General features: G+C 66.7%; 29 protein-coding genes. 13 read left to right on the forward strand and 16 right to left on the reverse strand.

The annotated features are described in order from the left end of the window. Positions 1-10: 10 nt before the first annotated feature. From AC3WMA_RS25405 to AC3WMA_RS25415, 3 genes are all read left to right on the forward strand, one after another. Entirely contained in the window at positions 11-1,021 is a 1,011-nt protein-coding gene (locus AC3WMA_RS25405; RefSeq protein ID WP_492288044.1) for a mitochondrial fission ELM1 family protein, read from the forward strand. Between the two features lie 87 nt (positions 1,022-1,108). Next, positions 1,109-2,074 carry a thioredoxin-disulfide reductase gene (gene trxB / locus AC3WMA_RS25410; RefSeq protein WP_492288045.1) on the forward strand — a complete coding sequence of 322 codons (966 nt, stop codon included), beginning with the start codon at positions 1,109-1,111 and terminating at the stop codon, positions 2,072-2,074. 144 nt (positions 2,075-2,218) lie between these two features. Continuing rightward, on the forward strand, positions 2,219-3,109 hold the full coding sequence (locus AC3WMA_RS25415) for a LysR family transcriptional regulator (RefSeq protein ID WP_079591033.1): 891 nt from the start codon (positions 2,219-2,221) through the stop codon (positions 3,107-3,109). Positions 3,110-3,652: 543 nt separating this feature from the next. Here the strand turns inward: AC3WMA_RS25415 and AC3WMA_RS25420 are convergent. The 7 genes from AC3WMA_RS25420 to AC3WMA_RS25450 all read right to left on the reverse strand — a co-directional run bounded on the left by AC3WMA_RS25420 (position 3,653) and on the right by AC3WMA_RS25450 (position 10,700). Beyond that, a complete protein-coding gene (locus tag AC3WMA_RS25420) occupies positions 3,653-4,204 on the reverse strand; it encodes an NADPH-dependent FMN reductase (RefSeq protein ID WP_492288046.1) in 552 nt (183 codons plus the stop codon). Positions 4,205-4,315: 111 nt separating this feature from the next. Further along, complete coding sequence (locus tag AC3WMA_RS25425) at positions 4,316-4,891, reverse strand: methylated-DNA--[protein]-cysteine S-methyltransferase (RefSeq protein ID WP_492288047.1); 576 nt, start codon at positions 4,889-4,891, stop codon at positions 4,316-4,318. 90 nt (positions 4,892-4,981) lie between these two features. Continuing rightward, a complete protein-coding gene (msrP, locus tag AC3WMA_RS25430; RefSeq protein ID WP_492288048.1) occupies positions 4,982-5,938 on the reverse strand; it encodes a protein-methionine-sulfoxide reductase catalytic subunit MsrP in 957 nt (318 codons plus the stop codon). Positions 5,939-6,115: 177 nt separating this feature from the next. Next, entirely contained in the window at positions 6,116-7,225 is a 1,110-nt protein-coding gene (leuB, locus tag AC3WMA_RS25435) for a 3-isopropylmalate dehydrogenase (RefSeq protein ID WP_293800645.1), read from the reverse strand. A 141-nt stretch (positions 7,226-7,366) separates the two neighbouring features. After that, complete coding sequence (locus AC3WMA_RS25440; RefSeq protein WP_492288049.1) at positions 7,367-8,956, reverse strand: ABC transporter substrate-binding protein; 1,590 nt, start codon at positions 8,954-8,956, stop codon at positions 7,367-7,369. Between the two features lie 92 nt (positions 8,957-9,048). Beyond that, complete coding sequence (locus AC3WMA_RS25445) at positions 9,049-9,438, reverse strand: RidA family protein (protein ID WP_492288050.1); 390 nt, start codon at positions 9,436-9,438, stop codon at positions 9,049-9,051. Between the two features lie 77 nt (positions 9,439-9,515). Further along, positions 9,516-10,700 (reverse strand): lytic murein transglycosylase, encoded by a 1,185-nt coding sequence (locus AC3WMA_RS25450; RefSeq protein ID WP_492288051.1) that lies wholly within the window; start codon positions 10,698-10,700, stop codon positions 9,516-9,518. A gap of 126 nt (positions 10,701-10,826) precedes the next feature. Here AC3WMA_RS25450 and AC3WMA_RS25455 point away from each other — a divergent pair, with 126 nt between their 5' ends. Genes AC3WMA_RS25455 through AC3WMA_RS25465 form a run of 3 tightly spaced genes read left to right on the forward strand, consistent with a single transcriptional unit; the run spans position 10,827 to position 11,823 of the window. Continuing rightward, on the forward strand, positions 10,827-11,084 hold the full coding sequence (locus AC3WMA_RS25455; protein ID WP_492288052.1) for a SemiSWEET family sugar transporter: 258 nt from the start codon (positions 10,827-10,829) through the stop codon (positions 11,082-11,084). A 41-nt stretch (positions 11,085-11,125) separates the two neighbouring features. Continuing rightward, entirely contained in the window at positions 11,126-11,482 is a 357-nt protein-coding gene (locus AC3WMA_RS25460; RefSeq protein WP_336811229.1) for a DMT family protein, read from the forward strand. Between the two features lie 38 nt (positions 11,483-11,520). Then, positions 11,521-11,823 carry a hypothetical protein gene (locus AC3WMA_RS25465; RefSeq protein ID WP_492288053.1) on the forward strand — a complete coding sequence of 101 codons (303 nt, stop codon included), beginning with the start codon at positions 11,521-11,523 and terminating at the stop codon, positions 11,821-11,823. Between the two features lie 107 nt (positions 11,824-11,930). Here the strand turns inward: AC3WMA_RS25465 and AC3WMA_RS25470 are convergent, their stop codons facing one another. From AC3WMA_RS25470 to AC3WMA_RS25480, 3 genes are all read right to left on the reverse strand, one after another. Continuing rightward, entirely contained in the window at positions 11,931-13,064 is a 1,134-nt protein-coding gene (locus AC3WMA_RS25470) for a PQQ-dependent sugar dehydrogenase (RefSeq protein WP_492288054.1), read from the reverse strand. Between the two features lie 251 nt (positions 13,065-13,315). Next, a complete protein-coding gene (locus AC3WMA_RS25475) occupies positions 13,316-14,290 on the reverse strand; it encodes a Bug family tripartite tricarboxylate transporter substrate binding protein (protein WP_492288055.1) in 975 nt (324 codons plus the stop codon). 167 nt (positions 14,291-14,457) lie between these two features. After that, positions 14,458-14,937 carry a YaiI/YqxD family protein gene (locus AC3WMA_RS25480; protein ID WP_492288056.1) on the reverse strand — a complete coding sequence of 160 codons (480 nt, stop codon included), beginning with the start codon at positions 14,935-14,937 and terminating at the stop codon, positions 14,458-14,460. 165 nt (positions 14,938-15,102) lie between these two features. On the opposite strand from AC3WMA_RS25480, the gene AC3WMA_RS25485 reads away from it, so the two are divergent. Together AC3WMA_RS25485 and AC3WMA_RS25490 are read left to right on the forward strand one after the other, a co-directional pair. Further along, complete coding sequence (locus AC3WMA_RS25485) at positions 15,103-16,305, forward strand: pyridoxal phosphate-dependent aminotransferase (protein WP_492288057.1); 1,203 nt, start codon at positions 15,103-15,105, stop codon at positions 16,303-16,305. Positions 16,306-16,310: 5 nt separating this feature from the next. Beyond that, a complete protein-coding gene (locus tag AC3WMA_RS25490; RefSeq protein WP_492288058.1) occupies positions 16,311-16,733 on the forward strand; it encodes a rhodanese-like domain-containing protein in 423 nt (140 codons plus the stop codon). A gap of 115 nt (positions 16,734-16,848) precedes the next feature. Here the strand turns inward: AC3WMA_RS25490 and trmD are convergent, their stop codons facing one another. The 6 genes from trmD to ffh form a co-directional block, all read right to left on the reverse strand. After that, positions 16,849-17,544 carry a tRNA (guanosine(37)-N1)-methyltransferase TrmD gene (gene trmD, locus AC3WMA_RS25495; RefSeq protein ID WP_492288059.1) on the reverse strand — a complete coding sequence of 232 codons (696 nt, stop codon included), beginning with the start codon at positions 17,542-17,544 and terminating at the stop codon, positions 16,849-16,851. 4 nt (positions 17,545-17,548) lie between these two features. After that, positions 17,549-18,220: an HAD family hydrolase gene (locus AC3WMA_RS25500; RefSeq protein WP_492288060.1), complete on the reverse strand. Its 672-nt coding sequence runs from the start codon at positions 18,218-18,220 to the stop codon at positions 17,549-17,551. Next, entirely contained in the window at positions 18,207-18,728 is a 522-nt protein-coding gene (gene rimM, locus AC3WMA_RS25505) for a ribosome maturation factor RimM (protein WP_492288061.1), read from the reverse strand. Before rimM ends, AC3WMA_RS25500 begins: the two co-directional genes overlap by 14 nt. Before the next feature lie 99 nt (positions 18,729-18,827). Further along, positions 18,828-19,196, reverse strand: coding sequence for a 30S ribosomal protein S16 (gene rpsP, locus AC3WMA_RS25510; RefSeq protein WP_257731397.1), 369 nt, complete (start codon positions 19,194-19,196; stop codon positions 18,828-18,830). Positions 19,197-19,227: 31 nt separating this feature from the next. Further along, positions 19,228-19,743, reverse strand: coding sequence for a GNAT family N-acetyltransferase (locus AC3WMA_RS25515; protein WP_492288062.1), 516 nt, complete (start codon positions 19,741-19,743; stop codon positions 19,228-19,230). Next, positions 19,740-21,314 carry a signal recognition particle protein gene (gene ffh / locus AC3WMA_RS25520; RefSeq protein WP_492288063.1) on the reverse strand — a complete coding sequence of 525 codons (1,575 nt, stop codon included), beginning with the start codon at positions 21,312-21,314 and terminating at the stop codon, positions 19,740-19,742. The genes AC3WMA_RS25515 and ffh overlap by 4 nt, the downstream gene beginning before the upstream one ends. 305 nt (positions 21,315-21,619) lie before the next feature. Here ffh and AC3WMA_RS25525 point away from each other — a divergent pair, with 305 nt between their 5' ends. The 5 genes from AC3WMA_RS25525 to AC3WMA_RS25545 form a co-directional block, all read left to right on the forward strand. Then, a complete protein-coding gene (locus tag AC3WMA_RS25525) occupies positions 21,620-22,048 on the forward strand; it encodes a hypothetical protein (RefSeq protein ID WP_492288064.1) in 429 nt (142 codons plus the stop codon). Between the two features lie 78 nt (positions 22,049-22,126). Further along, positions 22,127-22,681, forward strand: coding sequence for a CAP domain-containing protein (locus tag AC3WMA_RS25530; protein WP_492288065.1), 555 nt, complete (start codon positions 22,127-22,129; stop codon positions 22,679-22,681). Positions 22,682-22,715: 34 nt separating this feature from the next. After that, complete coding sequence (locus AC3WMA_RS25535) at positions 22,716-23,141, forward strand: hypothetical protein (protein ID WP_492288066.1); 426 nt, start codon at positions 22,716-22,718, stop codon at positions 23,139-23,141. 85 nt (positions 23,142-23,226) lie between these two features. Next, positions 23,227-23,853 carry a LysE family translocator gene (locus tag AC3WMA_RS25540; RefSeq protein ID WP_492288067.1) on the forward strand — a complete coding sequence of 209 codons (627 nt, stop codon included), beginning with the start codon at positions 23,227-23,229 and terminating at the stop codon, positions 23,851-23,853. 8 nt (positions 23,854-23,861) lie between these two features. After that, the coding region (locus AC3WMA_RS25545; RefSeq protein WP_492288068.1) for a class I SAM-dependent methyltransferase at positions 23,862-24,422 on the forward strand (561 nt) is incomplete at its 3' end.

Raw genomic sequence — 24,422 nt, forward strand, 5'->3', positions numbered from 1 at the left:
TACAAGGCGCATGCCACGAGCCCAGACCGCCATGCACGACAATCCGGAGCCGAAACTCTGGGTCCTGACCGACGGCAAGGCCGGCGACGAGCTGCAATGCTTGGGCGTGGCCGAACGGCTCGGCGTCATCCCCGAAATCCGCCGCGTGAAGCCGCGCAAGCCCTGGGCCTGGTTGATGCCGCGCGGGCCGATCGACCCGCGCGAGGCGCCGGACAGGCCAGATAGCCCGCTGAAGCCCCCCTTCCCCGATATTGCCATCGCCTCGGGCCGGCGCGCCGTCGCCTATCTGCGCGCGCTGAAGCAGGCCTCGAACGGCGCGACCTATACCGTCTTCCTCAAGGACCCGCGCACCGGCCCCGGCACGGCCGACCTGATCTGGGTCTCCGGCCATGACCGGCTGCGTGGCGACAATGTCCTGGTCACCACGACCTCGCCGCATCGCCTGACGCCCGAGAAGCTCGCCGCGGCACGCGCCGCACCGCCTGCGGCGATCGCGAGCCTGAGCGCGCCGCGCGTCGCGGTGCTGGTCGGTGGCGACAGCCGGCATCACCGCTTCACCCCGGCCGATATCGAGCGCCTCGCCAGACAGCTCGATGAACTCGCCCAATCGGGTGCAAGCCTGATGGGTTCGCCCTCGCGGCGGACATCGCCCGCATTGGGAGCTGCCGTCGCCGCCGTCTTCGCCAAGCATGGCGGCTGGTGGTGGGACGGCACGGGCGAGAACCCCTTCCTCGCCCTGCTCGCCAATGCCGATGCCGTGGTCGTCACCGCGGACTCGACCAACATGGTCGGCGAGGCCGCGGCGGCGGGCGTTCCCGTACTCGTCTTCGAGCCCACGGGCGGCCATCCCAAGATCGCGGCGCTGGTCGCGGCACTGGAGCGCGAGGGCGTTGTGCATCGCTTCTGTGGACGCCTTGAAGGCAAGGCTTACGAACCGATAGACTCAACGCCGATCATAGCCGATGCGATACGGCAAGGCTGGCTGCGCCACCGGGCTGCCTTGGGGTTCACGCGCTCCTGAACCCGGCGACCCTTGTTTCGGCGCTGCGCCTGCGTATCTGACGGATCGAGACTGCGGCCCCAAGCCCGCAGGAGAGGAACTGAGACGATGGCCCATACCCACGCCCGCGTCATGATCGTCGGCTCCGGCCCGGCCGGCTACACCGCCGCGATCTACGCTGCCCGCGCCATGATGGAACCGGTGCTGATCTCCGGCATGCAGGCCGGCGGCCAATTGATGATCACCACCGATGTCGAGAACTATCCCGGCTTCGCCGATGTCATCCAGGGCCCCTGGCTGATGGAGCAGATGCGCGCCCAGGCCGAGCACATGGGCACCCGCATGGTCTCCGACCACATCGCCCGCGTCGATCTCTCGCAGCGCCCCTTCCGGCTCTGGGGCGATGGCGGCGAAACCTATTCCTGCGACGCCCTGATCATCGCGACCGGCGCCCAGGCCAAGTGGCTGGGCCTGCCCTCCGAGCAGAGCTTCCAGGGCTTCGGTGTTTCGGCCTGCGCGACCTGCGACGGCTTCTTCTTCCGCAACAAGGAGGTCGCAGTCGTCGGCGGCGGCAACACTGCCGTGGAGGAAGCGCTCTATCTCGCCAACCTCGCCAGCAAGGTCACGCTGATCCATCGCCGCGACAGCCTCCGGGCCGAGCGCGTGATGCAGGAGCGCCTGTTCAAGCATCCGAAGATCGAGGTGATCTGGGACAGCGAGATCGCCGAGATCTGCGGCGACACCACCCCGCCCAGCGTCACGCATCTGCGCCTGAAGAACCTCAAGACCGGCGCTGAGAGCGAACTGAAGACCGATGGCGTCTTCATCGCCATCGGCCACAAGCCGGCGACGGAGCTGTTCACCGGCCAGCTCGCCATGAACGAATCCGGCTATCTCAATGTCGAGGCCGGCACGACCCGGACCAATGTCGATGGCGTCTTCGCGGCCGGCGACGTCACCGACGAACATTACCGTCAGGCGGTCACCGCCGCCGGCCTGGGCTGCATGGCCGCGCTCGACGCCGAGCGCTGGCTTGCCGCCAACGCGCTGGACCGCCGCGAAGCCGCGGAATAAAGGCTTTCGCGCAACCCATCACTGACTCTGATGGGTTGCGTCACCAGATTCAGTGAGAATAATAGGAACTCTCTGCCACACAGGCGTTGACGCACAACGCCTTTATCCCCCATCATGCAAAAAACGCATAGCGGGGGAAGCGCGGTGGATTGGGACCGCATTAGAATCTTTTATACGGTCGCGGAGTCAGGCAGCTTCACCAAAGCTGGCGACGTTCTCGGCTTGAGTCAATCGGCCGTCAGCCGCCAGATCGGCGCGCTGGAGCGGGAGCTGCGCGCGCCGCTGTTCCATCGCCATACGCGCGGCCTGATTCTCACCGAGCAGGGCGAATTGCTGTGGCGTGCCGCCCGCGAGATGACGCAGCGGCTCGAGCGCACGCGCTCGCAGCTCTCCGAGACGCGCGAGCACCCATCCGGCGAGCTCAAGGTCACGGCGACCCGTGGCCTCGGCGGCCACTGGCTGACGCCGCGCCTCTCCGAGTTCATGGATCTCTACCCCGACATCCGGGTCGAGCTCATCCTCACCGATGAGGAACTCGACCTGTCGATGCGCGAGGCCGATATCGCCATCCGCCTGCGCCAGCCGCAGCAGCCGGACCTGATCCAGCGCAAGCTCTTCACCGTGCACTTCCACGTCTATGCCTCGCCGGCCTATGTGAAGCGCTTCGGCGAGCCCAAGAGCTACGACGATCTCGACAACCACCGCATCCTGTCCTTCGGCGGCACCTCGCCGTCTTACCTGACGGCGGTGCACTGGCTCGGCACCATGGGGCGCGACCAGCGCAACCCACGGCCGATCCATCTCACGGTCAACAACATCACCGCGATGAAGCGGGCGGTGGATTCGGGTGCTGGCATCGCCGTGCTGCCGGATTACCTGATCGAGACCGGCTCCCCGCTCGTGCAATTGATGCGCGAGACCGAGATGCCGCAGCTCGAGAGCTACCTGGTCTATCCCGAGGAGATGAAGTCGGTCGCCCGCGTTCAGGTCTTCCGCGACTTCCTCATCCAGAAGGCCCAGCGCTGGACCTACTGATTTCGCCTCATAGGTGAAAAGGAATCGGGCGCCGCAAGGCGCCCTTTTCAATTCTGGCGGTTTTGTGACCAAACAAGCATCTCGCATGCGCCAAAATCAGACTGTTCGCCTGAAAACTGTTCAGCAGCGGACGAAACCTGGATTTCCGAGGGGCCCGCAACTTCCCCGCGCAGGCCTCACCCTGCAACGAACGCATATTTCTCAATCATTTAGGCTCAAATTAGCGCCATCTGCCCTTGGTTCATGCAACACGCGCATGGCGGACCCAAGATATGTTGCATTGCAAAATGGCAGGTCATGGCCGATATTGAACTCACGGTTGTTCGAAACGGGCTCCGCAATCTCCTCCCGGCGTTGAGTTCGTTTCAGCCGTTCCCCTCTGAGATGTTTGGCGGTTTCGCCAGATGTTTCAAACTTTCAAAGCCGGCTCCCCTCGGGGACGCCGGCTCTTTTTTTGCCTGACCACTGGCTGCCGGTGTCGCCGGAACGAAAAAGGCGCCGCCCGGAGGCGACGCCTTCATGGAAGCACGGAGGCCGCTTCGATCAGGCGGCGAGCTTGCCGGCGATCTTCGCGAAATTGTCGACGAAGCCCTGCAGGAAGCCGCGCGTCGCCTCGTTGGTGACGTTGCTCTCGGCGTCGATCAGGTCATCCTTGAAGGTGACGAAGACCTGGCTGCCGACGACGACACCGGCGAGATTGGTCAGGATCATGCGCAATTCGTTCTGGGAGACGGCCGTGCCGACGGCGCCGCCACTGGTGCCGGTGACGGCCACGGTCTTGCCGGCCCAGGAATTCTTGCCATAGGGGCGCGAGGCCCAGTCGATCGCGTTCTTGAGCACGGCCGGGATCGAGCGGTTATGCTCGGGCGTGACGATCAGGATCGCGTCGGCGGCCTCGATCTCGCGCTTCAGGCGCAGTGTCGACTCGGGGCGGTTCGGCTCCAGATCCTGGTTGAACATCGGCAGGTCGTCGATCTGGACGAAGGTGGCGTCGAAAGCGCCCTCACCCAGCTTCGCCAGCGCCTGGGCCAGCTTGCGGTTGATCGATTCGCGGCGGTTGCTGCCCACGATGACGGCGAGCTTCAGTTTGGCCATGGTAGTCCCCAGTGAGGGTGGAAAGGCCGGCACAGTAGAGGCCGCGCCTCACGCCGCGCAAGCCGCCGCGCTGCAAGGGCGATATTGCGTGAATTCAAGTTGCGAGGCTGGTCAGTGCCGCCCCGGCCGCGCCGCCAGCGGCAGGGCGTCGAACAGGCTGGGCTCGGCGCTGGTGCGCGCCTTCTCGATGGTCAAGATTCGGAGCTTGATCTCGACGCCGCCCTCGGCCGAGAAGCCGCCGGTCTTGCCGCCGGCGGCCAGCACCCGGTGACAGGGCACGATGATCGGCCAGGGATTCTGGCCGAGTGCGACGCCCACCGCCCGCGCCGCACCAGGATCGCCGATGCGTTGCGCCACCTCGCCATAGGTCAACGTCTCGCCATGCGGAATGGCGAGTGCAACCTCATAGACCTTGCGGTTGAAGTCCGAGACGCTCTCCAGCGCCACCGGCAGATACGACAGGTCGCGCTTCTCGCCATCGAACAGCGCCCGAATGCCGGCCACGGCCTCGGCGACGAAGCCCTCGGCCTCCGTCTCGTCGGCCTCGGGAAAGCGCCGCTCCAGGCGCTTGCGGGCCGCCGCCTCGTCGCGCTCTGGCAATTGCGCGCCGATGAAGCGCTCGCCTTCCCAGACCACGGCGCAGGGGCCGATCGTGGTTTCGAACAGATGGAAATGCTGATTGGCCATGTGCGACCCGTGTCGTTCCGGCTTGGGATGACACAAGGTCTAGCACGGCAGCGGTAGGAGACGGCACCCGAAACCTGCCGAGGCCCTGCCTCACATGAAGAGCTTTTCGCCCTCCAGCCCCTTGTAGAGCCCGGCGACCTGCTCGCCATAGCCGTTATAGATCTGCGTCGGGCGCCGCTCGCGCGAGCCCAGGATCTGCTCGCTCGCCTGGCTCCAGCGCGGGTGCGGCACGGCAGGGTTCACATTGGCCCAGAACCCGTATTCCGAGGCCTGCAAGCCCTCCCAGAAGGTCTTCGGACGCTCGGCGACGAAGCTGATCTTCCGGATCGATTTCACCGACTTGAAGCCGTATTTCCACGGCGTTATCAGGCGGATCGGCGCGCCGTGCTGCGTCGGCAGCGGCTTGCCGTAGATGCCGGTGACGAGCAGCGGCAATTCGTTCGTCGCCTCGGCGATGGTCAGCCCCTCCGTATAGGGCCAGGGATACCAGCGCTGGTTCTGCCCCGGCGCGACGCGTGGGTTCAGGAAGGTCTCGAAGCGGATGTACTTCGCGCCCGAGAGCGGCTTCGCCAGCGCGACGAAGGAGGCGAGCGGAATGCCGGTCCACGGCACCGCCATCGCCCAGGCCTCGACGCAGCGGAAGCGGTAGAGCCGCTCCTCGATCGGCAGCTTGCGGATCAGGTCATCGAAACCGATCTCGAAGGGCTTCTCGACGAGCCCGTCGACCTGAATGGTCCAAGGCCGTGTCGCGAGGCGCTTCGAGGCATCGACGATGTCCTTCGACATGCCGAATTCGTAGAAGTTGTTGTAGTTCGCGGCGTCGTCTTCCGCCGTCTGCGGCACACCCAGAACATAGGCGGCATTGCGCTTGGCCGGATAGAGATCGAGCGTCGGATCAGCGCCTTGAGCCGTCGCAATGCCCGGCAACGCAGCGCCTGCGATCAATCCGGCACCTGCGGCCATGAGCTGGCGGCGATTGAGGAACACGCTCTCGGGCGTGGCCTGGCTTTCCGGCATTTCCCAGCCGGCACGGCGCTTGATCAGCATGACGGACATACTCCGTTTTCGTCGGGCCGACTTAGGCCACGAAAGCGGGGTCACGGCAATTCACGAGGGAGAGAGATTTTCTCCGGCCGTCATGCTCGGGCTTGACCCGAGCATCTCTTCCCGAATTGGGCTGGTTTCCGAGATGGCCGGGTCAAGCCCGGCCATGACGGTTGTCGATCAGCCCCGCGCTTCCAGCGCCTTGATGATCGCCGCACCCATCTCGCTGGTCGAGACGGCGTTGGCGCCCGGCGCCGCGATATCCTTGGTGCGGGTGCCGGAGCCGAGGACGTCGGCGATCGCGCCTTCGAGCCGGTCCGCCGCCTCGCCCGCGCCGAACGAGTAGCGCAGCGCCATCGCGAAGGAGCCGATCATCGCGATCGGATTGGCGAGGCCCTTGCCCGCGATGTCCGGCGCCGAGCCATGGACGGGCTCGTAGAGCGCCTTGCGCTTGCCCGTGGCCGGGTCCTCGGCGCCGAGCGAGGCGGAGGGAAGCATGCCGAGCGAGCCGGTCAGCATCGCCGCGACGTCCGACAGGATATCGCCGAACAGGTTGTCGCAGACGATGACGTCATACTGCTTCGGCCAGCGTACAAGCTGCATGGCGCAGTTATCGGCGAGCACATGCTCGAGCTCGACGTCCTTGTATTCGGCGGCATGCAGCGCGGTGACCGTCTGCTTCCAGAGCACGCCGGTCTTCATGACGTTGTGCTTCTCGGCCGAGGAGACCTTGTTGCGGCGGGTGCGCGCCAGTTCGAAGGCGACGCGGCAGATCCGGTCGATTTCCGGCGTGGTGTAGAGCTGCGTGTCGACGCCGCGCTTGGAGCCGTCCTCCAGCGTGACGATCTCCTTCGGCTCGCCGAAATAGACGCCGCCGGTGAGCTCACGCACGATCAGGATGTCGAGGCCCTCGACCACTTCCGGCTTCAGCGAGGAGGCCGAGGCCAGCGCCGGATAGCAGATCGCAGGGCGCAGGTTGGCGAACAGGCCGAGATCCTTGCGCAGGCGCAGCAGGCCGGCTTCCGGGCGATGCTGGTAGGGCACGTCGGCCCATTTGGGACCACCGACCGCGCCGAACAGCACGGCGTCGGCGTCCTGGGCGAGCTTCATGTCGCCTTCGGAGATCGCCTGCTTGTGCGCGTCATAGGCCGCGCCGCCGACGAGCCCCTTCTCGATCTCGAAGGAGCCGAGGCCCTGCTTGCCGAACCAGGAGACGATCTGCTCGACCTGGCCCATCACCTCGGGGCCGATGCCGTCGCCGGGGAGCAGCAGGAGCTTGTGGGTCGCCATGGTCGTCGCCTCGCGCTTGATCGTGAACCGAACCGGTTTCCGGTCTTGCGGCGGTGATTACGGGCGGAACCGTGGCGACGCAAGCGGCGGGCCTGCGAAGCCGGCGCATGGCAGGCCATGCGCCGGCGCCGGGAGCGCTGCTCAGGCCTTCTTCTCCATGTTCCAGAAGAACTGCACCGGCGCGAGCACCATGCCGCTCAGGTTCCGGCGGAACGCCATCGGCTGCTGGACGAGACCGCAGGGAACGTAAGGAACGGCCTCGAAGCCGCGCTCCTCGATCTTCGCCGCGATCTCCTTCTGCTTCGCCTCCTCCGGCGTCGCGATCCAGGTATCCCGAAGCCCTTCGATCTGGCTGTCCTCGGGCCAGCCGAACCAGGCGGAGCCGCCATTGGCCCGCATCAGCGGATGCAGCGCCGGATTGAGCGTGTCGGCGCAGGACCACAGCGTGTGGAACACCGACCAGCCGCCCTGGTCGGGCAGGCCGCGATTGGCACGCCGGCCGATGAAGCTCGCCCAGTCAGTCGCGACCAGCTCCGAATTGATGCCGAGCTTCTTGAACAGATCCTCGGTGACCATGCATTGCTGATAGGCGATCGGCTGGTCGGCCGGCGCGAGCAGGATGACCTTCTCGCCCTTGTAGCCGGCCTCCTTGAGCATGGCCCTGGCCTTCTCGAGATTGCCCGGCATGGCCGCCGCACCGCCCGCTCCCGACGACATCGGCGAGCCCGGGGTGAAGAAGGTCTTGGCCGGGCTGTAGAACGCCTTGTCGCCGACGACCGCCTCCATGTAGTCGGTCTGGTTGACGGCGGCCATCACGGCCCGGCGGATCGCCGGGTTGTTGAAGGGCGGCTGCAGCTGGTTGAAGCGCATCAGCAGGAACAGGCCGAGCGGCACGTTCTCGATGACGACGTCCTTGTTGCCCTTCAGCATCGGGATCAGGTCGACGGGCGGCTGCTCGTACCAGTCCAGCTCTCCCTGCATCAGGGCGCCGGCCGCGGCGGCCGCCTCGGTCAGGGCGAGCCACTCGATGCGGTCGATCCGGGCGACCTTGCCGCCGGCGGCCCAGGACGGAGCCTCCTCACGCGGCTTGTACTTGGCGAAACGCTCGTAGATCGCGTTCTGGCCGGGCACCCACTGCTTGTCCATGAAGCGCCACGGGCCGGAGCCGACCGCTTCCGTGATGTTCTTCATATGGTCGGTCTGCGCGATGCGCTCCGGCATGATGAAGGGCACGTTCGACGAGAGCTTGCCAAGCGCAGCCGTCATCATCGGGAACGGCTTCTTCAGGCGGATGCGGAAGCTGCGCTGGTCGACGACGTCGTAACCGTCGACGAAGGTGGCGAAGGTCTGGCCGAAGGCGTCCCGCTTCGACCAGCGCGCGATCGAGGCGATGCAATCCTGCGCGCGGACAGGCGTCTCGTCATGGAAGGCGAGCCCGTCGCGGAGGCGGAATGTCCAGCTCAACCCGTCCGGCGCGGTCTCCCAGGCCTCGACCATCTGCGGCTTGATCTGGAAATTCGCATCGGTCGCGAAGAGCGTGTCGTAGATCAGGTAGCCGTGATTGCGGATGACGTAGCTGGTGGCCGTGATCGGATCCAGCGAAGGCAGCGGCGTCGAGGGGTTGAAGCGCAGCGTTGCCGCCGCCCCCTGCGAAAAGGCCCGGTTGCCCATGAAGGCTGTCGCGGCAAGCGCGCCAGCTCCTGTGAGGACCGTGCGACGGCGTATCGACATGGCAGATCTCCCTCTTTTTGTAGGCGGATGCCTCAAGGGCATCGCCTAGCAAGGGATATACCAATTGTCGGCACCCTGTCGACAACTTGCCGTCAAGCGCTTCCGATACGCGCGGTCACTTCGATCTCGACCTTCATCTCCGCCTTGAGCAGCCCGGTCACGACATAGATCGCGGCCGCCGGCCTGATCTCGCTGAAGAACTCGCCGCAGACGGCGAGCACCGGCTCGCAATAGCTGCGGTCGGTGACGAAATATTGGGCCCGCGCCACTTGCGCGAGCGAGGAGCCGGCCTCCTCCAGCACGGCGCTGATCGTGCGGAAGATGTTGCGAGCCTGCTCGGCCGCATCCTCCGGCAGCAGCATGGTGGCGTAGTCGTAGCCGGTCGTGCCGGAGACGAAGACGAGATCGCCGTCGATCACGGCGCGTGAATAGCCGAAGCTGCGCTCGAAGGGCGAGCCGGTGGAAATCAGGCGGCGGGTCATGGCGTCTCCGGAGGCTTCAGATGCGGCAGGAACGCTTTTCCGAAGTGCTCCCGCGACGCCACCCGTTTTCTGCGCGATCAGACCCGCCCGCCCTTGAGAGCGCGCAGGACCTTCTCGCCCGGCCGTCCGGTCTGCGGCATGCCGATCTTCGCCTCGATCTCCTTGATCGCCGCCCGCGTCAGCGAGCCGACGGCGCCATCCGGCTCGCCGACATTGTAGCCGCGCTGGATCAGCAGGCGCTGCAGTTCGCGGCGCTGCTCACGCGACAGCGGCAGGTCGTCGGTCGGCCAGTCGCCCTGCACGCCCGGCTTGCCGCGCAGGCGATCGGACAGCAGCGAGATGGCGAGCGCATAGGAATCCGCGCCGTTATAGCTGTAGGCGGCGTCGTAGTTCTTGAAGACGAGGAAGGCCGGGCCGTTGCGCCCCGCCGGCATCAGCAGGCCGGCATTGCCCGAGCCCGTCAGCGCCGAGCCGTCATATTTGACGATACCGCGCGAAGCCCAGCTCGACACCGGTTGCTTCGGGTTGCGTCCGGTCGGGCCGGAATAGCCGCCGGGAACGCGCACCTCGTAGCCCCAGGTCGCGCCGGTGACCCAGCCGGCCTTGTCCATGAAATTCGCGGTGGAGTGCAGCGCATCGGGAATCGAATCGACGAGGTCGCGCCGGCCGTCGCCATCGCCGTCGACCGCGAGCCGGAGATAGGTCGAGGGGATGAACTGGGTGTGGCCGAAGGCGCCGGCCCAGGAGCCGAACAGCCGCTCGGGCCGCACGTCGCCGCGCTGGATGATCTGCAGCGTCGCGATCAATTCGCCCTTGAAGAAGGCATTGCGGCGCGGCGCCAGGCAGGCGCCGGTCGAAAGCGCCTGCACCAACGGCATCTTGCCCCGCGCCTTGCCGAAATCGCTCTCCACGCCCCAGACGGCGGCGATGGTGTGGCGATCGACGCCGAAGCGCTGCTCGGCTGCCGCGAAGGTCGAGGCATGCTGGCGCATCATCGCACGCCCTTCCGCCACCTTCTCCTCGTCGACCAACGTGCCGAGATAGTCCCAGATCGGTGTCTTGAACTCCGGCTGGTTGTTCATGGCTTCGATGACTTTCATGTCCGGCTCGACGCCGGCCATGGCCCGGTCGAAGGTCGCGCCCGAGACGCCCTTGGCGGCAGCCTCTGAACGCAAGCCCGCAAGGCAGGACTGGAACCCGCTCTGCGCCGAGGCGGCCGAAGCGAGAAGGATGAGTGGCAAGGCCAATGTGGTTGCGCGCATGGTCTCCACCGAATCGCAGAATTCACGCAAAACTAGGGCGTTGCCGTTAACGGAAGTTAACCATGCCCATCTGGCGAGGCAGTCCCGAATCCCGCTATGGGAGCGGCGTCCTTCCGGAATACTCCCGTGCCCCTCTCCGTCGAACTCCTCGGTTTCGTCGCCGCCGCGCTGACCAGCCTGTGCTGGCTGCCCCAGACCTGGCGTACCTTGCGCACCCGCGACACCCGCGCGATCTCGCTGTGGACGCAACTTCTGCTCGCTTGCGGGACGGTGCTCTGGCTGGTCTACGGCGTCCAGATCCTGTCCTGGCCGGTCATCGCCGCCAATACGCTGACCCTGCTGCTCGTGCTGGCCATCATCACCATGAAGCTGCGCTTCGGCTGAACGCCCGAGCGCCTTGAACCATCGCGAAGAAGGCTACCGGCATGCCCTCGCTTTCCATGGCCCATCTCCTGCCGATCGTGATGCTGTTCGGCTCGAACATCTTCATGACCTTCGCCTGGTACGGGCATCTCAGCTACAAGAGCACGGCGATCTGGCTCGCCATCCTCGCGAGCTGGATGATCGCGCTGCCCGAATACATGCTGGCCGTGCCGGCCAATCGCATCGGCTCCGCAGTCTATTCCGCCGCCGAGCTCAAGACGATGCAGGAGGTGATCACGCTCACCGTCTTCGCCGGCTTCTCGGTGTTCTGGCTCAAGGAATCGCTGACCTGGAGCCATGCGGTCGGCTTCGCCCTGATCGCGGCCGGCGCCTTCTTCATCTTCCACGCAAAGGCCTGAGCGCCGCGCTTCACTTTCCCTTCGACAGGACTACTGCCTTGCAAAAGACGGCATTGCTTCTCTGCGGCCTCGTGCTCGCCCCCACGGCTGCCCTCGCCGGCCCAACCTGCAGCCCGAGCGACGACAACGCGCGCATCCTCTCCGGCCCTTCGGCAAGCGCCGTCCATCGCAATTGGCAGGGCGGCAAGCAGGTCGGCTACGGCTGGTCGCTCCAGGTCGAGCGCAGCGCCCATGACGCCGCCGGCACCGAATATTATTTCGGCGACCTCTACGACCCCAATGGCAGCCTCGCGACTCGCAAGGTCTTCGTCATCGAGCGCGAATGGGATTGTGGGCCGTAAGGCCTCGTAGGGCGTCATTCTCGGGCTTGACCCGAGAATCTCTGGCAGGATGGAGCCCCTCCTCGTCCCGAGATGCTCGGGTCAAGCCCGAGCACGACGAGCCCGGCTCACTTGGCCGGCCTCACCCGCAGAATCTTCCCGTCGGCATCGTCGCTGAGCAGGTAGAGAAAGCCGTCCGGCCCCTGCACGACGTCGCGGATGCGCGCGCCGATATCGGTCAGCAAGCGCTCCTCCCCAGTCACTTTCTCGCCTTGCGTCGAGAGCCTGACCAGCATCTGCCCGGCCAGCGCCCCGACGAAGAGCGAGTTCTTCCAGGCCGGCCAGGCCGCGCCGGTATGGAAGGCGGCCCCGGACGGCGCGATCGACGGGTCCCAGTAGAACAGCGGCTGCTCCATGCCGGGCTTCGCCGTGCCCTCGCCGATCTTCGCGCCGGAATAATCGACGCCATAGGTGATGACCGGCCAGCCATAGTTCAGCCCGGCCTTGGGCGTGTTGACCTCGTCGCCGCCGCGCGCCGCGTGCTCGGCGGTCCAGAGCTGCCCGGTATCGGGATGCAGCGCCGCGCCCTGCACGTTGCGATGGCCGATCGACCAGATCTCCGGCGCCCAGCCATCCTTCTTCGGATTGTCGGCCGGCGTCGCGCCATCCGGTCGGATGCGGATGACCTTGCCGAGATGGTTGGCGGGGTTCTGCGCCTGATCGCGCTGGCTGTAGCGGTCACCGACCGTGACGAAAAGCGCCCCCGTCCGGTCGAAGACAAGCCGCGAACCGAAATGCAGGTTGGAATTGATCGCCGGCAATTGCCGGAAGATCACCTCGACGGCCGTCAGCGCCGTTCCCTGCTCGTTGAGGCGCCCGCGCACGACGCTGGTGCCGCTGCCGCCGGAGCGCGGCTCGGAAAAGGAGAGATAGACGAGGCGGTTCTGCGCGAAACCGGGATCGAGCGCGATGCCGAGCAAGCCACCCTGCCCGCGCGCCGCAACGCTCGGCACCCCGTTGATCGGCCGCGAGAGCTTGCCGTCTTTCTCGACCAGCCGCAGCCGGCCCGGCCGCTCGGTGACCAGCATGCGCCCATCCGGCAGGAACGCGAGGCCCCACGGGTTTTCCAGCCCGCTCGCCACGGTCTCGACCGAAAGCTCGCCGGCGCTGGAGGGATAGCGCTTCTGGGCGGATGCCGGCAGCGCCGGGCTCGCGAGCGCCAGCACCGTTCCGAGCAAACCCACCAGACCCAATCGCAGCATCACGCTCTCCTCGCTCCATCCGGCTCCTGACCGGAGATAGAGGGGAACGCCGCCGATCACCAAGCCGTTGCGGCCAGCTCACGACGAAGTGAGACGATCGGATAACCTCAGCCCTCATCCTGAGGAGCAGCAGAAGGCTGCGTCTCGAAGGATGTTCCAGCAGGCTCCGGAACCATCTGGAGCATCCTTCGAGACGCCGCTACGCGGCTCCTCAGGATGAGGGCTGAAGGAATATCAGTAGTTTCCGATCCCTATTCCGGCTTCACGCCGGCATCAGCAATGATCTGCTTCCAGGTCGCGATTTCCTGGGCGTGATAGGGCTTGAACGCCGCGGGATCGCGCACCTTGAGCGTGAAGCCGAGCTTCAAGATCGCCTCGCGGGTCTCGGGCTTGTTGAGCGACGCGATGACCGCCTTCGACAGCTTGTCGAGCACGTCGTCGGGCGTCTTCACCGGGGCGAAGAAGGCCGCCCAGGAATCGGCGTCGGCATTGCTCACGCCCTGCTCGCGCAGCGTCGGGATGTCCTTGGCGCGCGGGTTGCGCTCGGGGCTGGCGATGGCGAGCGCGCGCAGCGTGCCGGCATTGATCTGCTCCAGCACGCTCGGCAGGGTCGAGTTGGCGATGTCGATGCGGTCGCCGATGATCTCCTGCACCAGCGGCGCGGCGCCCCGGAAGGGCACATGCGTCATCTTGATGCCGGTGCGCTGCATGAACAGCTCCATGGCGAGATGCGAGCCGGAGCCGACGCCGGTCGAGCCGTAATTGAGCTTGCCCGGATCGGCCTTGGCGAGCGCGATCAGCTCCTGGATGTTCTTCACGGGCAGGCCGTTGCGCACGACGAAGGCGTGCTCGAAGGCGCCGACGCCGGCGAGCGGCGCGAAATCCTTGACCGCGTCGTAGCCCGGCTCCTTCAGCAGGAACATGTTGTTGCCATGCGTCTGGTTGTTGCCGAACACGATGGTGTAGCCGTCGGGCGCCGCATGGGCGACGGCGCGGGTGCCGACGGCGCCCGAGGCGCCGGCCCGGTTGTCGACCACGACATTATGCCCGAAGGCGGCCGAGAGATCCTGCGCCACGAAGCGCGCGATGGCGTCGGTCGGCCCTCCCGCCGGATACGGCACGACCAGGGTGATGACCTTGCTCGGGAAGCTCTGCGCGCGGACGATCGACGGAGCGAAGACGGCGCCGGCCATCAGGCCGAGCGTGGAACGGCGGGTCAACGACATGGACTTCCTCCCGGGCGCCCGCCTGAATTGGCGAGCCTGCTTTGCGGCGAGATTTACGGGCAAAGGCGCCATGCGTCCAGCAGCACCTAAGGCGCAGTCAGCCTCGACCGACCTGCGGCAGACGCGGACCGTTACGGTTCGGACGAGCCTGTCGGGTAAGGCAGGAGCTACCCACTGAGCCCTGCCCGCTTCAGCCGCTGGATCGCAAGATCGAGCGCCTGAAGGAAGGCCGAGCGGTCCTTCTGCGAGAACGGCTTCGGCCCGCCCTGCACGGTGCCCATCGCGCGCAGGTCCTCCATCATGTCGCGCGTCGCCAGCGCCATGCCGATCGAGGCCTCGGTGAAGGGCTTGCCGGTCGGCCCGATCACGTCGGCACCGGCCTTGATGCAGCGATCCGCCAACGGGATGTCAGCCGTGATCACGATGGACCCGCGCCCGACCCGTTCGGCAATCCAGTCATCGGCGGCGTCGAAATTGCCGGGCACCGTCACGCGCTCGATCCAGGGCTCGCGCGGCACGTTGAGGAAGCTGTTGGCGACGACGAAGACATGCAGGCGATGCCGGCCGGCGACGCGATAGATCTCGTCCTTCACCGGGCAGGCGTCGGCATCGACATAGACAGCGATGGGGCCGGCAGCGTTCGTCATGAACCGGCCTTCGCATGTCCGGGCCGCAGGGGCAAACCGCTCACAATTCATGACGTTTCTGCCAGACATCAATCAGTTGCGCTTGCGATCATGGCCCGCGAGTCATAAACCACGCGCGCGCCCTTTCCGGCGCTCATCCGTCCGCCTCCTCCGGAGATCAGTCCCATGGCCTTTCTTGCCGATGCCCTGAAGCGCGTGAAGCCGTCCGCGACCATCACGATCACGCAGAAGGCCCGCGACCTGAAAGCCCAGGGCAAGGACGTGATCTCGCTCTCCGTCGGCGAGCCCGATTTCGACACACCGGACAATATCAAGGCAGCGGCGATCTCCGCGATCCAGCGCGGCGAGACCAAGTACACCCCGGTCTCCGGCATCCCGCAGCTGCGCGAGGCCGTGGCCCGCAAGTTCAAGCGCGAGAACGGCCTCGACTACAAGGCGAGCCAGACCATCGTCTCGACCGGCGGCAAGCACGTCATCTACAACGCCCTGCTCGCCACGCTGAACCCCGGCGACGAGGTCATCTGCGTCTCGCCCTACTGGGTTTCCTATCCCGAGATGGTCGCGCTCTGCGGGGGCACCCCGACCTTCGCCGAGACCTATCTCAAGAACGACTTCAAGCTGCAGCCCGAGGATCTCGAGAAGGCCATCACCCCGAAGACCAAGTGGGTGATCCTGAACTCGCCGTCGAACCCCTCCGGCGCCGCCTACAGCCATGCCGAGATGAAGAAGCTCACGGATGTGCTGATGCGCCATCCGCATGTCTGGATCCTCACCGACGACATGTACGAGCACCTCGTCTATGGCGATTTCCAGTTCGTCACCCCGGCGCAGGTCGAGCCCGCCCTCTACGAGCGCACGCTGACCATGAACGGCGTCTCGAAGTCCTATGCCATGACCGGCTGGCGCATCGGCTACGCCGCCGGCCCGCAGCAGCTCATCAACGCCATGGACCTCGTGCAGGGCCAGCAGACCTCGGGCACCTCGGCGATCTCGCAATGGGCCGCGGTCGAGGCGCTCGATGGCACGCAGGAGCATATCCCGGTCTTCAAGAAGGCGTTCGAGCGTCGCCGCGACCTCGTCGTCTCCATGCTGAACCAGACCCGCGGCCTGAAGTGCCCGGTGCCGGAAGGCGCCTTCTACGTCTATCCCGACTGCTCGGCCCTGATCGGCAAGACCCTGCCGAACGGCAAGAAGATCGAGACCGACGAAGACCTCGTCATGGGCCTGCTGGAGACGGAAGCCGTCGCGGCCGTCCACGGCTCGTCCTTCGGCCTCGGCCCGAACTTCCGCATCTCCTACGCCACCTCGGACGAGAAGCTGGAAGAGGCCTGCCGCCGCATCCAGCGCTTCTGCGCCGAGCTGCGCTGAGCACGATGACCAAGGGCGCCGCCACGCGCCGGATCGTTCTGGCCGGGAGCTTCATGCTCCCGGCCTCTTTCGTTTTCGGGCAATCGGCAACGACGCTTTCACCGCGCGAGGCCCATGAGGCGGCGCAGGCGAAGCGCATCCTGCTCGTCGATATCCGCGGCGCGCAGGAATGGGCCGATACCGGCCTGCCGCAGGGCGCTCTCGCACTGGATGTCGATGCACCGGCCTTCGAGGTCAGGATCGCGGGCTTGCGCCTCGACCATCCCGGCAAGCGCATCGTCCTGATCGACCGGACAGGCGCGCAGGCGGTCGCCGTCGCGCAGAAGCTCGCCGGGCGCGGCTGGCGCGATCTCGCGGGCGTGCGTGGAGGGGTGCTTGGGCCGGGCGGCTGGCTGGCCGAGAAGCTGCCGGTGACGGCTTACCCATAAAGAACAGCCGTCATGCTCGGGCTTGACCCGAGCATCTCGTGCAGGAAAAGGCACCTCCTCCGGCGAAGAGATTCTCGGGTCTGCGCTGCGCTCCGCCCGAGAATGACGGCAGGTCTCAGTCCTCGCCGCGCGCCTTCAACAAATCCGGCCGTCGCTCCCGCGTGATCCGCTCCGCCTCCACCCGCCGCCATTTCGCGATGCGGGCGTGGTCGCCGGAGAGCAGCGCGTCCGGCAGGCCACGGCCCTCCCATTCGCGCGGGCGGGTATAATGCGGGTATTCGAGCAAGCCGTTCTCGAAGCTTTCGTCCTCGCCCGAAGCGACCTTGCCCATCACGCCGGGGATCAATCGCACGCAAGCGTCGAGCAGGGTCAACGCCGCCATCTCGCCGCCCGAGAGGATGTAGTCGCCGATCGAGACCTCGATCAGGTTGCGCCCTTCGATCACCCGCTCATCGACGCCCTCGAAGCGCCCGCAGACGATGACGAGGCCGGGCCCTTCAGCCCAGTCGCGGACCTGTTCCTGCTTGAGCGGCCGCCCGCGCGGCGACATCAGCAGGCGCGGGCGTGCATCGTCAGCCGGCACAGCGGCATCGATCGCCGCCGCCAGCACGTCGCAGCGCAGCACCATGCCGGCGCCGCCGCCGGCCGGATTGTCGTCGACACTGCGATGGCGGCCGATGCCGTGCTCACGAATCTGATGGGTATCGAGCGACCACAGCCCCTTGCGCAGCCCCTCGCCGGCCAGCGAGATGCCGAGCGGCCCCGGAAACATCTCCGGATAGAGCGTCAGGATCGAGGCGCGGAAGGACATGCCTTCAAGCAAAGCGCAGCGCAGGCAACCCGTCCAGCGCCGTGAAATCCGGAACCGAGGCGATCAGGTTGTCGTAAGCTGCGAAACCTTCGGGACCGAGCAGGGTGAGCAAAGCCACGGCCCGCATGCCGGCGCGGCGGGCCGCCTCGACGCCGAGCGGTGCATCCTCGAAGACGATGCAATCGGCCGGATCGACCTTCATGCGCTCGGCTGCGGCCAGGAACATGTCGGGATGCGGTTTGCCGCGAAAACCCTGGCTCGGCGAGACGATCGTCGAGAAGCGCCGGCGCAGGTCCAGCGCATCGAGCACCACCTCGATATTGTCAGGCGGCGCGGCGGTGCCGACCGCCATCGGCACGCCAGCCGCATCGGCGCGTGCCATCAGATCGAGCAGGCCGGCGGTCGCCGCGACATGCGGGCGATAGGCCTCGCGATAAAGCGCTTCCTTGGCATCGCCCATCGCAGCGATCTCGTCGGCGGTGGCGTCCGGGAAGTAAGGCCCGACGATCTCGCCCAGCGCCATGCCGGCGGTGCGGGCCGAAAAGGTCTCGCGGTCGAAGGGCAGCTTGTTGCTGACGTGCCAGCTCTCCCAGGCATCGTCATGGAAGCGCATGTTGTCGACGATGGTGCCGTCCATGTCGAAGATCAGCGCGCGGGCCGGCCTATTGCTTGTCATCGTCGGGCTCGAACAATCCCAAGGGGGGCTCGGCCTCGATCCGGCGCGCGGCGATGTCGATGCGCGGCGCGAAGGCCTTGGTGAAGGGCATCAGGACGAAGCGGCCGTCCGGCGTCTTGATGTCGAGCAGGTCGCCGGCCCCGTAATTCTCGACCATGGTGACGGTGCCGAGCACCGCTCCATCAGGCCCGACGACACTGCAGCCGATCAGGTCGGCATGCAGGAACTCGTCTTCATCGGCATCCGCCGAGAGCTTGTCGCGGGCGACGAAGAGTTCGGTCCCGTTCAGCGCCTCGGCCTGCTCGCGCGTCGTCACGTCCTTGAGCCGGGCGACGACCACTTCCTTGGCCGGGCGGATATCGGTGATCTCGAAGCTGCGGCCCTTGCCGTCGGTCAGCGGGCCGTAACCGGCGATCCCGAGGGGATCGCCGGTGAAGGTCTTGATCCTGACCTCGCCGCGCACGCCATGCGGCGCGCCGACGATACCGAGCAGGATGAGGTCGCTCATGTCAGCACGCCATGCCCGGCCTCGAGCCGGACATCTCCTTGAGAAAACCCTCGGGCCGAGGCTGTACCTCGCCCGAGACCGACGTGCGGACGATCAGGCTCACGCCTCGGCGGCTTCTTCAGCGGCCGGAGCAGCGGCCTTCTCGGCCTTCTTCTCGGCGCGCTCCTTGGCCTTCTCGCCGGGAACAGCCTTGTTCGGGTTGTTGCGGGCAGCGCGCTTGACGAGGCCGGCGGCGTCGAGGAAGCGCAGCACGCGGTCGGTCGGCTGGGCGCCCTTGGCGAGCCAGGCCTGGACCTTCTCGATGTCGAGCACGACGCGGTCGGCGGCGTCCTTGGCCTTCATCGGATCATAGGAGCCGATCTTCTCGATGAAGCGGCCATCGCGCGGCGAGCGCGAGTCGGCGACGACGATGCGGTAGTAGGGGCGCTTCTTGGCGCCGCCGCGGGTCAGGCGAATCTTGAGGGACATGGGTCTTCTCCGGTCAGGTTTGGTTTCAGGTTCAGTGTTTCGCAGGCGTAGCCGCCGGATGCCGGTAGATGCCGACCTCGGTGCCACGGATCACGAAGGGTTTCTCGAAGCGCGCGCCGAGACGTTCGGCGACGCGGATCGAGGGTCGGTTGTCGGGGTGGACCAGGCTCATCAGCGTCGTCCATCCCAAGTCACGATAGGCATAGTCACGGGCGCGCAGCGCAGCCTCGGTCGCATAGCCGCAACCATGCTCGCCTGCGAACAGGCTCCAGCCGATCTCCGGCTCGGGCCAGCCTTCCGGCGAGAGCAGGCCGCACCAGCCGACGAGCCTGCGGTCGTCCTTCGCCTCCAGCGCCCAGAGGCCGTGGCCGCGCAGCGCCCAATGGCCGGCCATGCTGGAAAAGCGGCGCCATCCGTCCCAGCGGTCGCTGGTCCCGCCGACATAGCGGGTCAGGTTCTCGTCGGCATAGAAATCGACGAGCACGTCGAAATCGGCGGCCGTCCAGCCGCGCAGCCGCAACCGCTCTGTTTCCAGAACGGGAATCACTTCTTCTTGCCCCCGAACGGGTTACCCAGGCCGGGCAAGCCGCTGCCGCCCAGGCCCGGCAGCTTCGGCATCATCCCGGCCGGCGGGGTCACGCCCTTCGGCAGGCCGGGGAAGCCACCCGGGGGCATCGAGGGCAGGCCGCCGCCCGCGCCGAGCTGCTTCTGCAATTCCGCGAGCTGGGCCGGGTCCATCTTCGAGGGATCGGGCATGCCGGCCGGCAGGCCGCCGCCGAGCCCGAACATCGAACCGAGCTTGCCGAGCATGCCGCCCTTCTGCTTGGCCATCATCTTCATGGCGTCGGCCATGCCGCGATGCATCTTGAGCAGCTTGTTGATCTGCTCGGCCGTAGTACCGGAGCCGGCAGCGATACGCTTCTTGCGGCTGTTCTTGAGCAGGTCGGGATTCTTGCGCTCGGCCGCCGTCATCGAGTCGATCGCGGCGATCATGCTCTTGAACATCTTGTCGCCGACGCCGGCATTGGCGAGCTGGGACTGCGCCTGCTTCATGCCGGGCAGCATGCCCATCACGCCGCCGATGCCACCCATCTTTTCCATCTGCTGGAGCTGTGCGCGCATGTCGGAGAGATCGAACTGGCCCTTGGCCATGCGCTGAGCGGTGGCCTGCGCCTGCTCGGCATCGATCGTCTGCGCCGCCTTCTCGACGAGCGAGACGATGTCGCCCATGCCGAGGATGCGGTTGGCGACGCGCGAGGGATGGAATTCGTCGAGCTCGTCGACCTTCTCGCCGATGCCGACGAGCTTGATCGGCTTGCCGGTGACGGCGCGCATCGAGAGCGCCGCACCACCGCGCGAATCGCCGTCCATGCGGGTCAGCACGATGCCGGTGAGGCCGACGCGGGCATCGAAGGCGCGGGCCGTGTTGACGGCGTCCTGACCGGTCAGCGCGTCGGCGACGAGCAGCACTTCATGCGGGTTCGTCGCGGCCTTGACCTCGGCGACCTCGGCCATCAGCGTGTCGTCGAGCGTCACGCGGCCGGCGGTGTCGAGCATCACGACGTCGTAGCCGCCGAGGCGGGCGGCCTCGACAGCGCGCTTGGCGATCTGCACCGCCGACTGGCCGGCAACGATCGGCAGCGTCTGCACGCCGACCTGCTGACCGAGGATGGCGAGCTGTTCCATGGCGGCCGGGCGTCGCGTATCCAGCGACGCCATCAGCACCTTCTTCTTGTGGCGCTCGGTCAGGCGCTTGGCGATCTTCGCGGTCGAAGTCGTCTTGCCCGAGCCCTGAAGGCCGACCATCAGGACCGGAACCGGCGGCACGGCATCGAAATTGATGCCCTCGCCCTCGCCGCCCAGCGTCTCGATCAGGACGTCGTTGACGATCTTGATGACCTGCTGGCCGGGCGTGACCGACTTCAGCACCTCGGCGCCGACGGCGCGCTCGCGCACCTTGTCGGTGAAGCTGCGGACGACCTCGAGTGCGACATCGGCCTCGAGCAGCGCGCGCCGCACCTCGCGGAGCGCCGCGTTGACGTCCTCCTCGGTCAGCGAACCCCTGCGGGTCAGCCCCGAGAGGATGCCGGAGAGCCTGTCGCTCAGCGTGCCGAACATGCGGACCTGCCTGCTTGCCTCAGGAAGCCTTCAGCGCCAGAGCCTCATCGCCAAGCGGTTTCGCGCCCGAGGGCGCAATCGCGCTGTCGGGCGTTGACCTCCGGGCTCATGGAAGCGGCTTGCGCGGCCCGGTCGGCGGATGTGGTTTCGGCGATGTCGGCGAAACGGATGCGGTCTTAAAGCGGAAGACTGTGGCGAAAGTCAAGTTTTGGGGACAGGCAGGCGCTGAAAATGGCGCTCGGGTTGCACGGCCGCCCTCTTCCACGCATTGCTGGACGGTTCGATTCATCATCAAGGGACCGACGATGCGCTTTTCCGCCCTTCGCAGCTTGCCCCTCGCTGCCGGCCTCGTGCTTGCCAGCCTTGCCCCGGCGATGGCCCAGCCCTGCGCCAGCAACTTCAAGGTCGATGGCGTGCCGATGATGACCGGGCTGAGCTACCGCACCTGGGACCTCATCCCCAACCGCCAGCCTGCAGCCGTGCTCAGCGATCTCGGCGCCGCGGTTTCGGCCGAAGGCTTCGCCGATATGCGCATCGACAAGGCGACCAGCGCCGTCGTCGCCATTCAGGAAACCACCGGCTCCGGGCGTCCGCAGACCCTGCGCATCACTGCCCGCAAGAACGGCAAGGGCACCCGCGTCGATGCGGTCTTCGTCGTCCAGGCCGGACAGGTCGCGCCGGAGGATTATGTGCGCAAGGCGTTCTGCCGCGTGATCGGCGGCGCACGCAGCTAAATCACGGAAATCGCGCGGCCCCAGAAAGGCCCTGATCGGGCGGCATCGCTGCGGCCCGATTCGCAAACGTGCCGGCCCATGACACTGAAACCTGCCTCGATCCTGCTGGCCCTCTCCGTTCTGCTGGCCGCCTGCGCCGGCGACCCGCGTCGCGAGGGCCCGCTCGATCCGCGCATGGTCGAGAAGGTCGCGGCCGTCTCGCTCGACCCCGCCCAAGCCGGGCGCATCCTCAACGCCTATCGCGCGAGCCAGGGTCTCGGCCCGGTCCGGCCGGACCCGCGCCTGATGGCGATGGCGCAGCGCCAGGCCGATGCCATGGTGGCGAAGAACGCCCTGTCGCATGATGCAGGCGGCGACTTCACCGCTCGCATCCACGCCGCCGGTGTCGACAGCGCGCGGGCGGCCGAGAATCTCGGCGGCGGCTATTTCTCGGTCGAGGAAGCCTTCGACGGCTGGCGCAAGTCGCCGGGCCATGACGCGAACCTGCGCATGAAGGAAGCGACCCGCTACGGCATCGCGCTCTCCAAGGACCCGCGCACCAGCTACCGCGTCTGGTGGGTGCTCGTCGTCGCGGCCGATCCGGAGCCGCGCGTGCCCCTGGGTTACGGTGACAGGCCTCCGCAGCCTCGCTAACCAGCGACATCCGTCACTCCCAGCGAGCGTTCAGATGTCCATTCGTTCTTTCATTCCTTTCGTCATTGCCGCATCCGCCTCTTTCGCCGCCGTCGGCACGGCTCAGGCCCAGCCCTGCGCCACCAATTTCACCTCGTCGGGCGTCCCGATGGTGTCGCAGATCACCTACAAGACCTGGGACCTCTCGAAGAAGGCTCCGGCCGCCGTGCTGCCTGCGATCCTCCGGGCGATCGAGGCCGATCGCGATTTCGGCGATATCCGCACCGACAAGGCGAACGGCACGATCACCGCCATGCAGGAGGTCACCGGCTCGGGCCGCCCGCAGATCCTGAAGGTGACGACCCGCAAGCAGCCGACCGGCACCCGCATCGACATCGCCTTCACCGTCCAGCCCGGCCAGATCGCGCCTGAAGAGGCTGTGAAAAAGGGCCTCTGCGACTTCCTCAAGGGCACGCGCTGAGCCGGTCTGACACGGCTTCAATTCGGCTCTTTACAAACCCCCGCTTCTGGTGATGGCTCTGGTCTTTAGCGGAGCCACCACCATCATGACCTTCGAAGCCTGGATCGCCTTCACCGCCGCCACCGCCGTCCTTCTGGTCATTCCCGGACCGACCATCCTCCTCGTCATCTCCTATGCGCTCGGCCAGGGCTGGCGCACCGCCTTCCCGATCGCCGTCGGCGTCGCGCTCGGCGATTTCACGGCGATGACGCTCTCGATGCTCGGTGTCGGCGCCCTGCTCGCCACCTCCGCTTTGGTTTTCACCACGCTGAAGTGGATCGGCGCGGCCTATCTGGTCTGGCTCGGCATCAAGCTCTTCCGGGCCGGCGGCACGCTCGACGCCAAGCCGCGCGAGGATGCCGCTCCCGGCTGGAAGATGCTCGGCCATGCCTGGCTGGTGACGGCGCTCAACCCGAAGAGCATCACCTTCTTCGTCGCCTTCCTGCCCCAGTTCCTGGACACCAGGGGCGACTTCTGGACTCAGATGCTGATCTTCGAGGCGACCTTCATCACGCTCGCCTTCGCCAATGCCATGGGCTACGCGCTGATCGCCTCGCGGGCACGGGCCGTGGTCAGCAATCCCCGCGCGATCGGGCTGTTCAACAAGGCCGGCGGCACGCTCCTGATCGGGGCCGGCGTCGCCACCGTCGCGATCCGCTCCGGCAGCAACTGACGCCGATCATGTCGAGCAAGGACGACCAGACTCTCGGCTTCTATGCCGAGGAAGCCAGCGCCTATGCCGGCCGCGACCGGCTGGCCGAGCACCGCCGCATCGATCCCTTCGTCGCCGGGCTCAGGCCCGGCGCGCGGATTCTCGAACTCGGCTGCGGCGGCGGCCAGGATAGCGAGGAGATGCTGCGGCGTGGCTTCGATGTCGTGCCGACGGACGGCTCACCGGAACTGGCGGCGCAAGCCGAACAGCGCCTCGGCCGCCCGGTCGGCGTCCTGCTCTTCGAGGATCTGCAGGACATCGCGGCCTATGACGGTATCTGGGCGCATGCCTGCCTGCTGCATGCCCCGCGCCCGGCCCTGCCCGGCATCATCGACCGGATACACCGTGCCCTGCGTCCAGGCGGCGTCCTCTATGCCAGCTTCAAGGCTGGCGAGGCCGAGGGGCGCGACGGCCTCGGCCGCTATTTCAACTATCTCTCGTCAGCCGAGCTGCGCGCCGCCTTCGGCAACGACGCCCGCTGGCAGTCCCTGACGATCGATGAGGATACCGGCTCCGGCTATGACCGCCAG

It is taken from the genome of Allobosea sp. FW305-C-101, assembly GCF_058783685.1.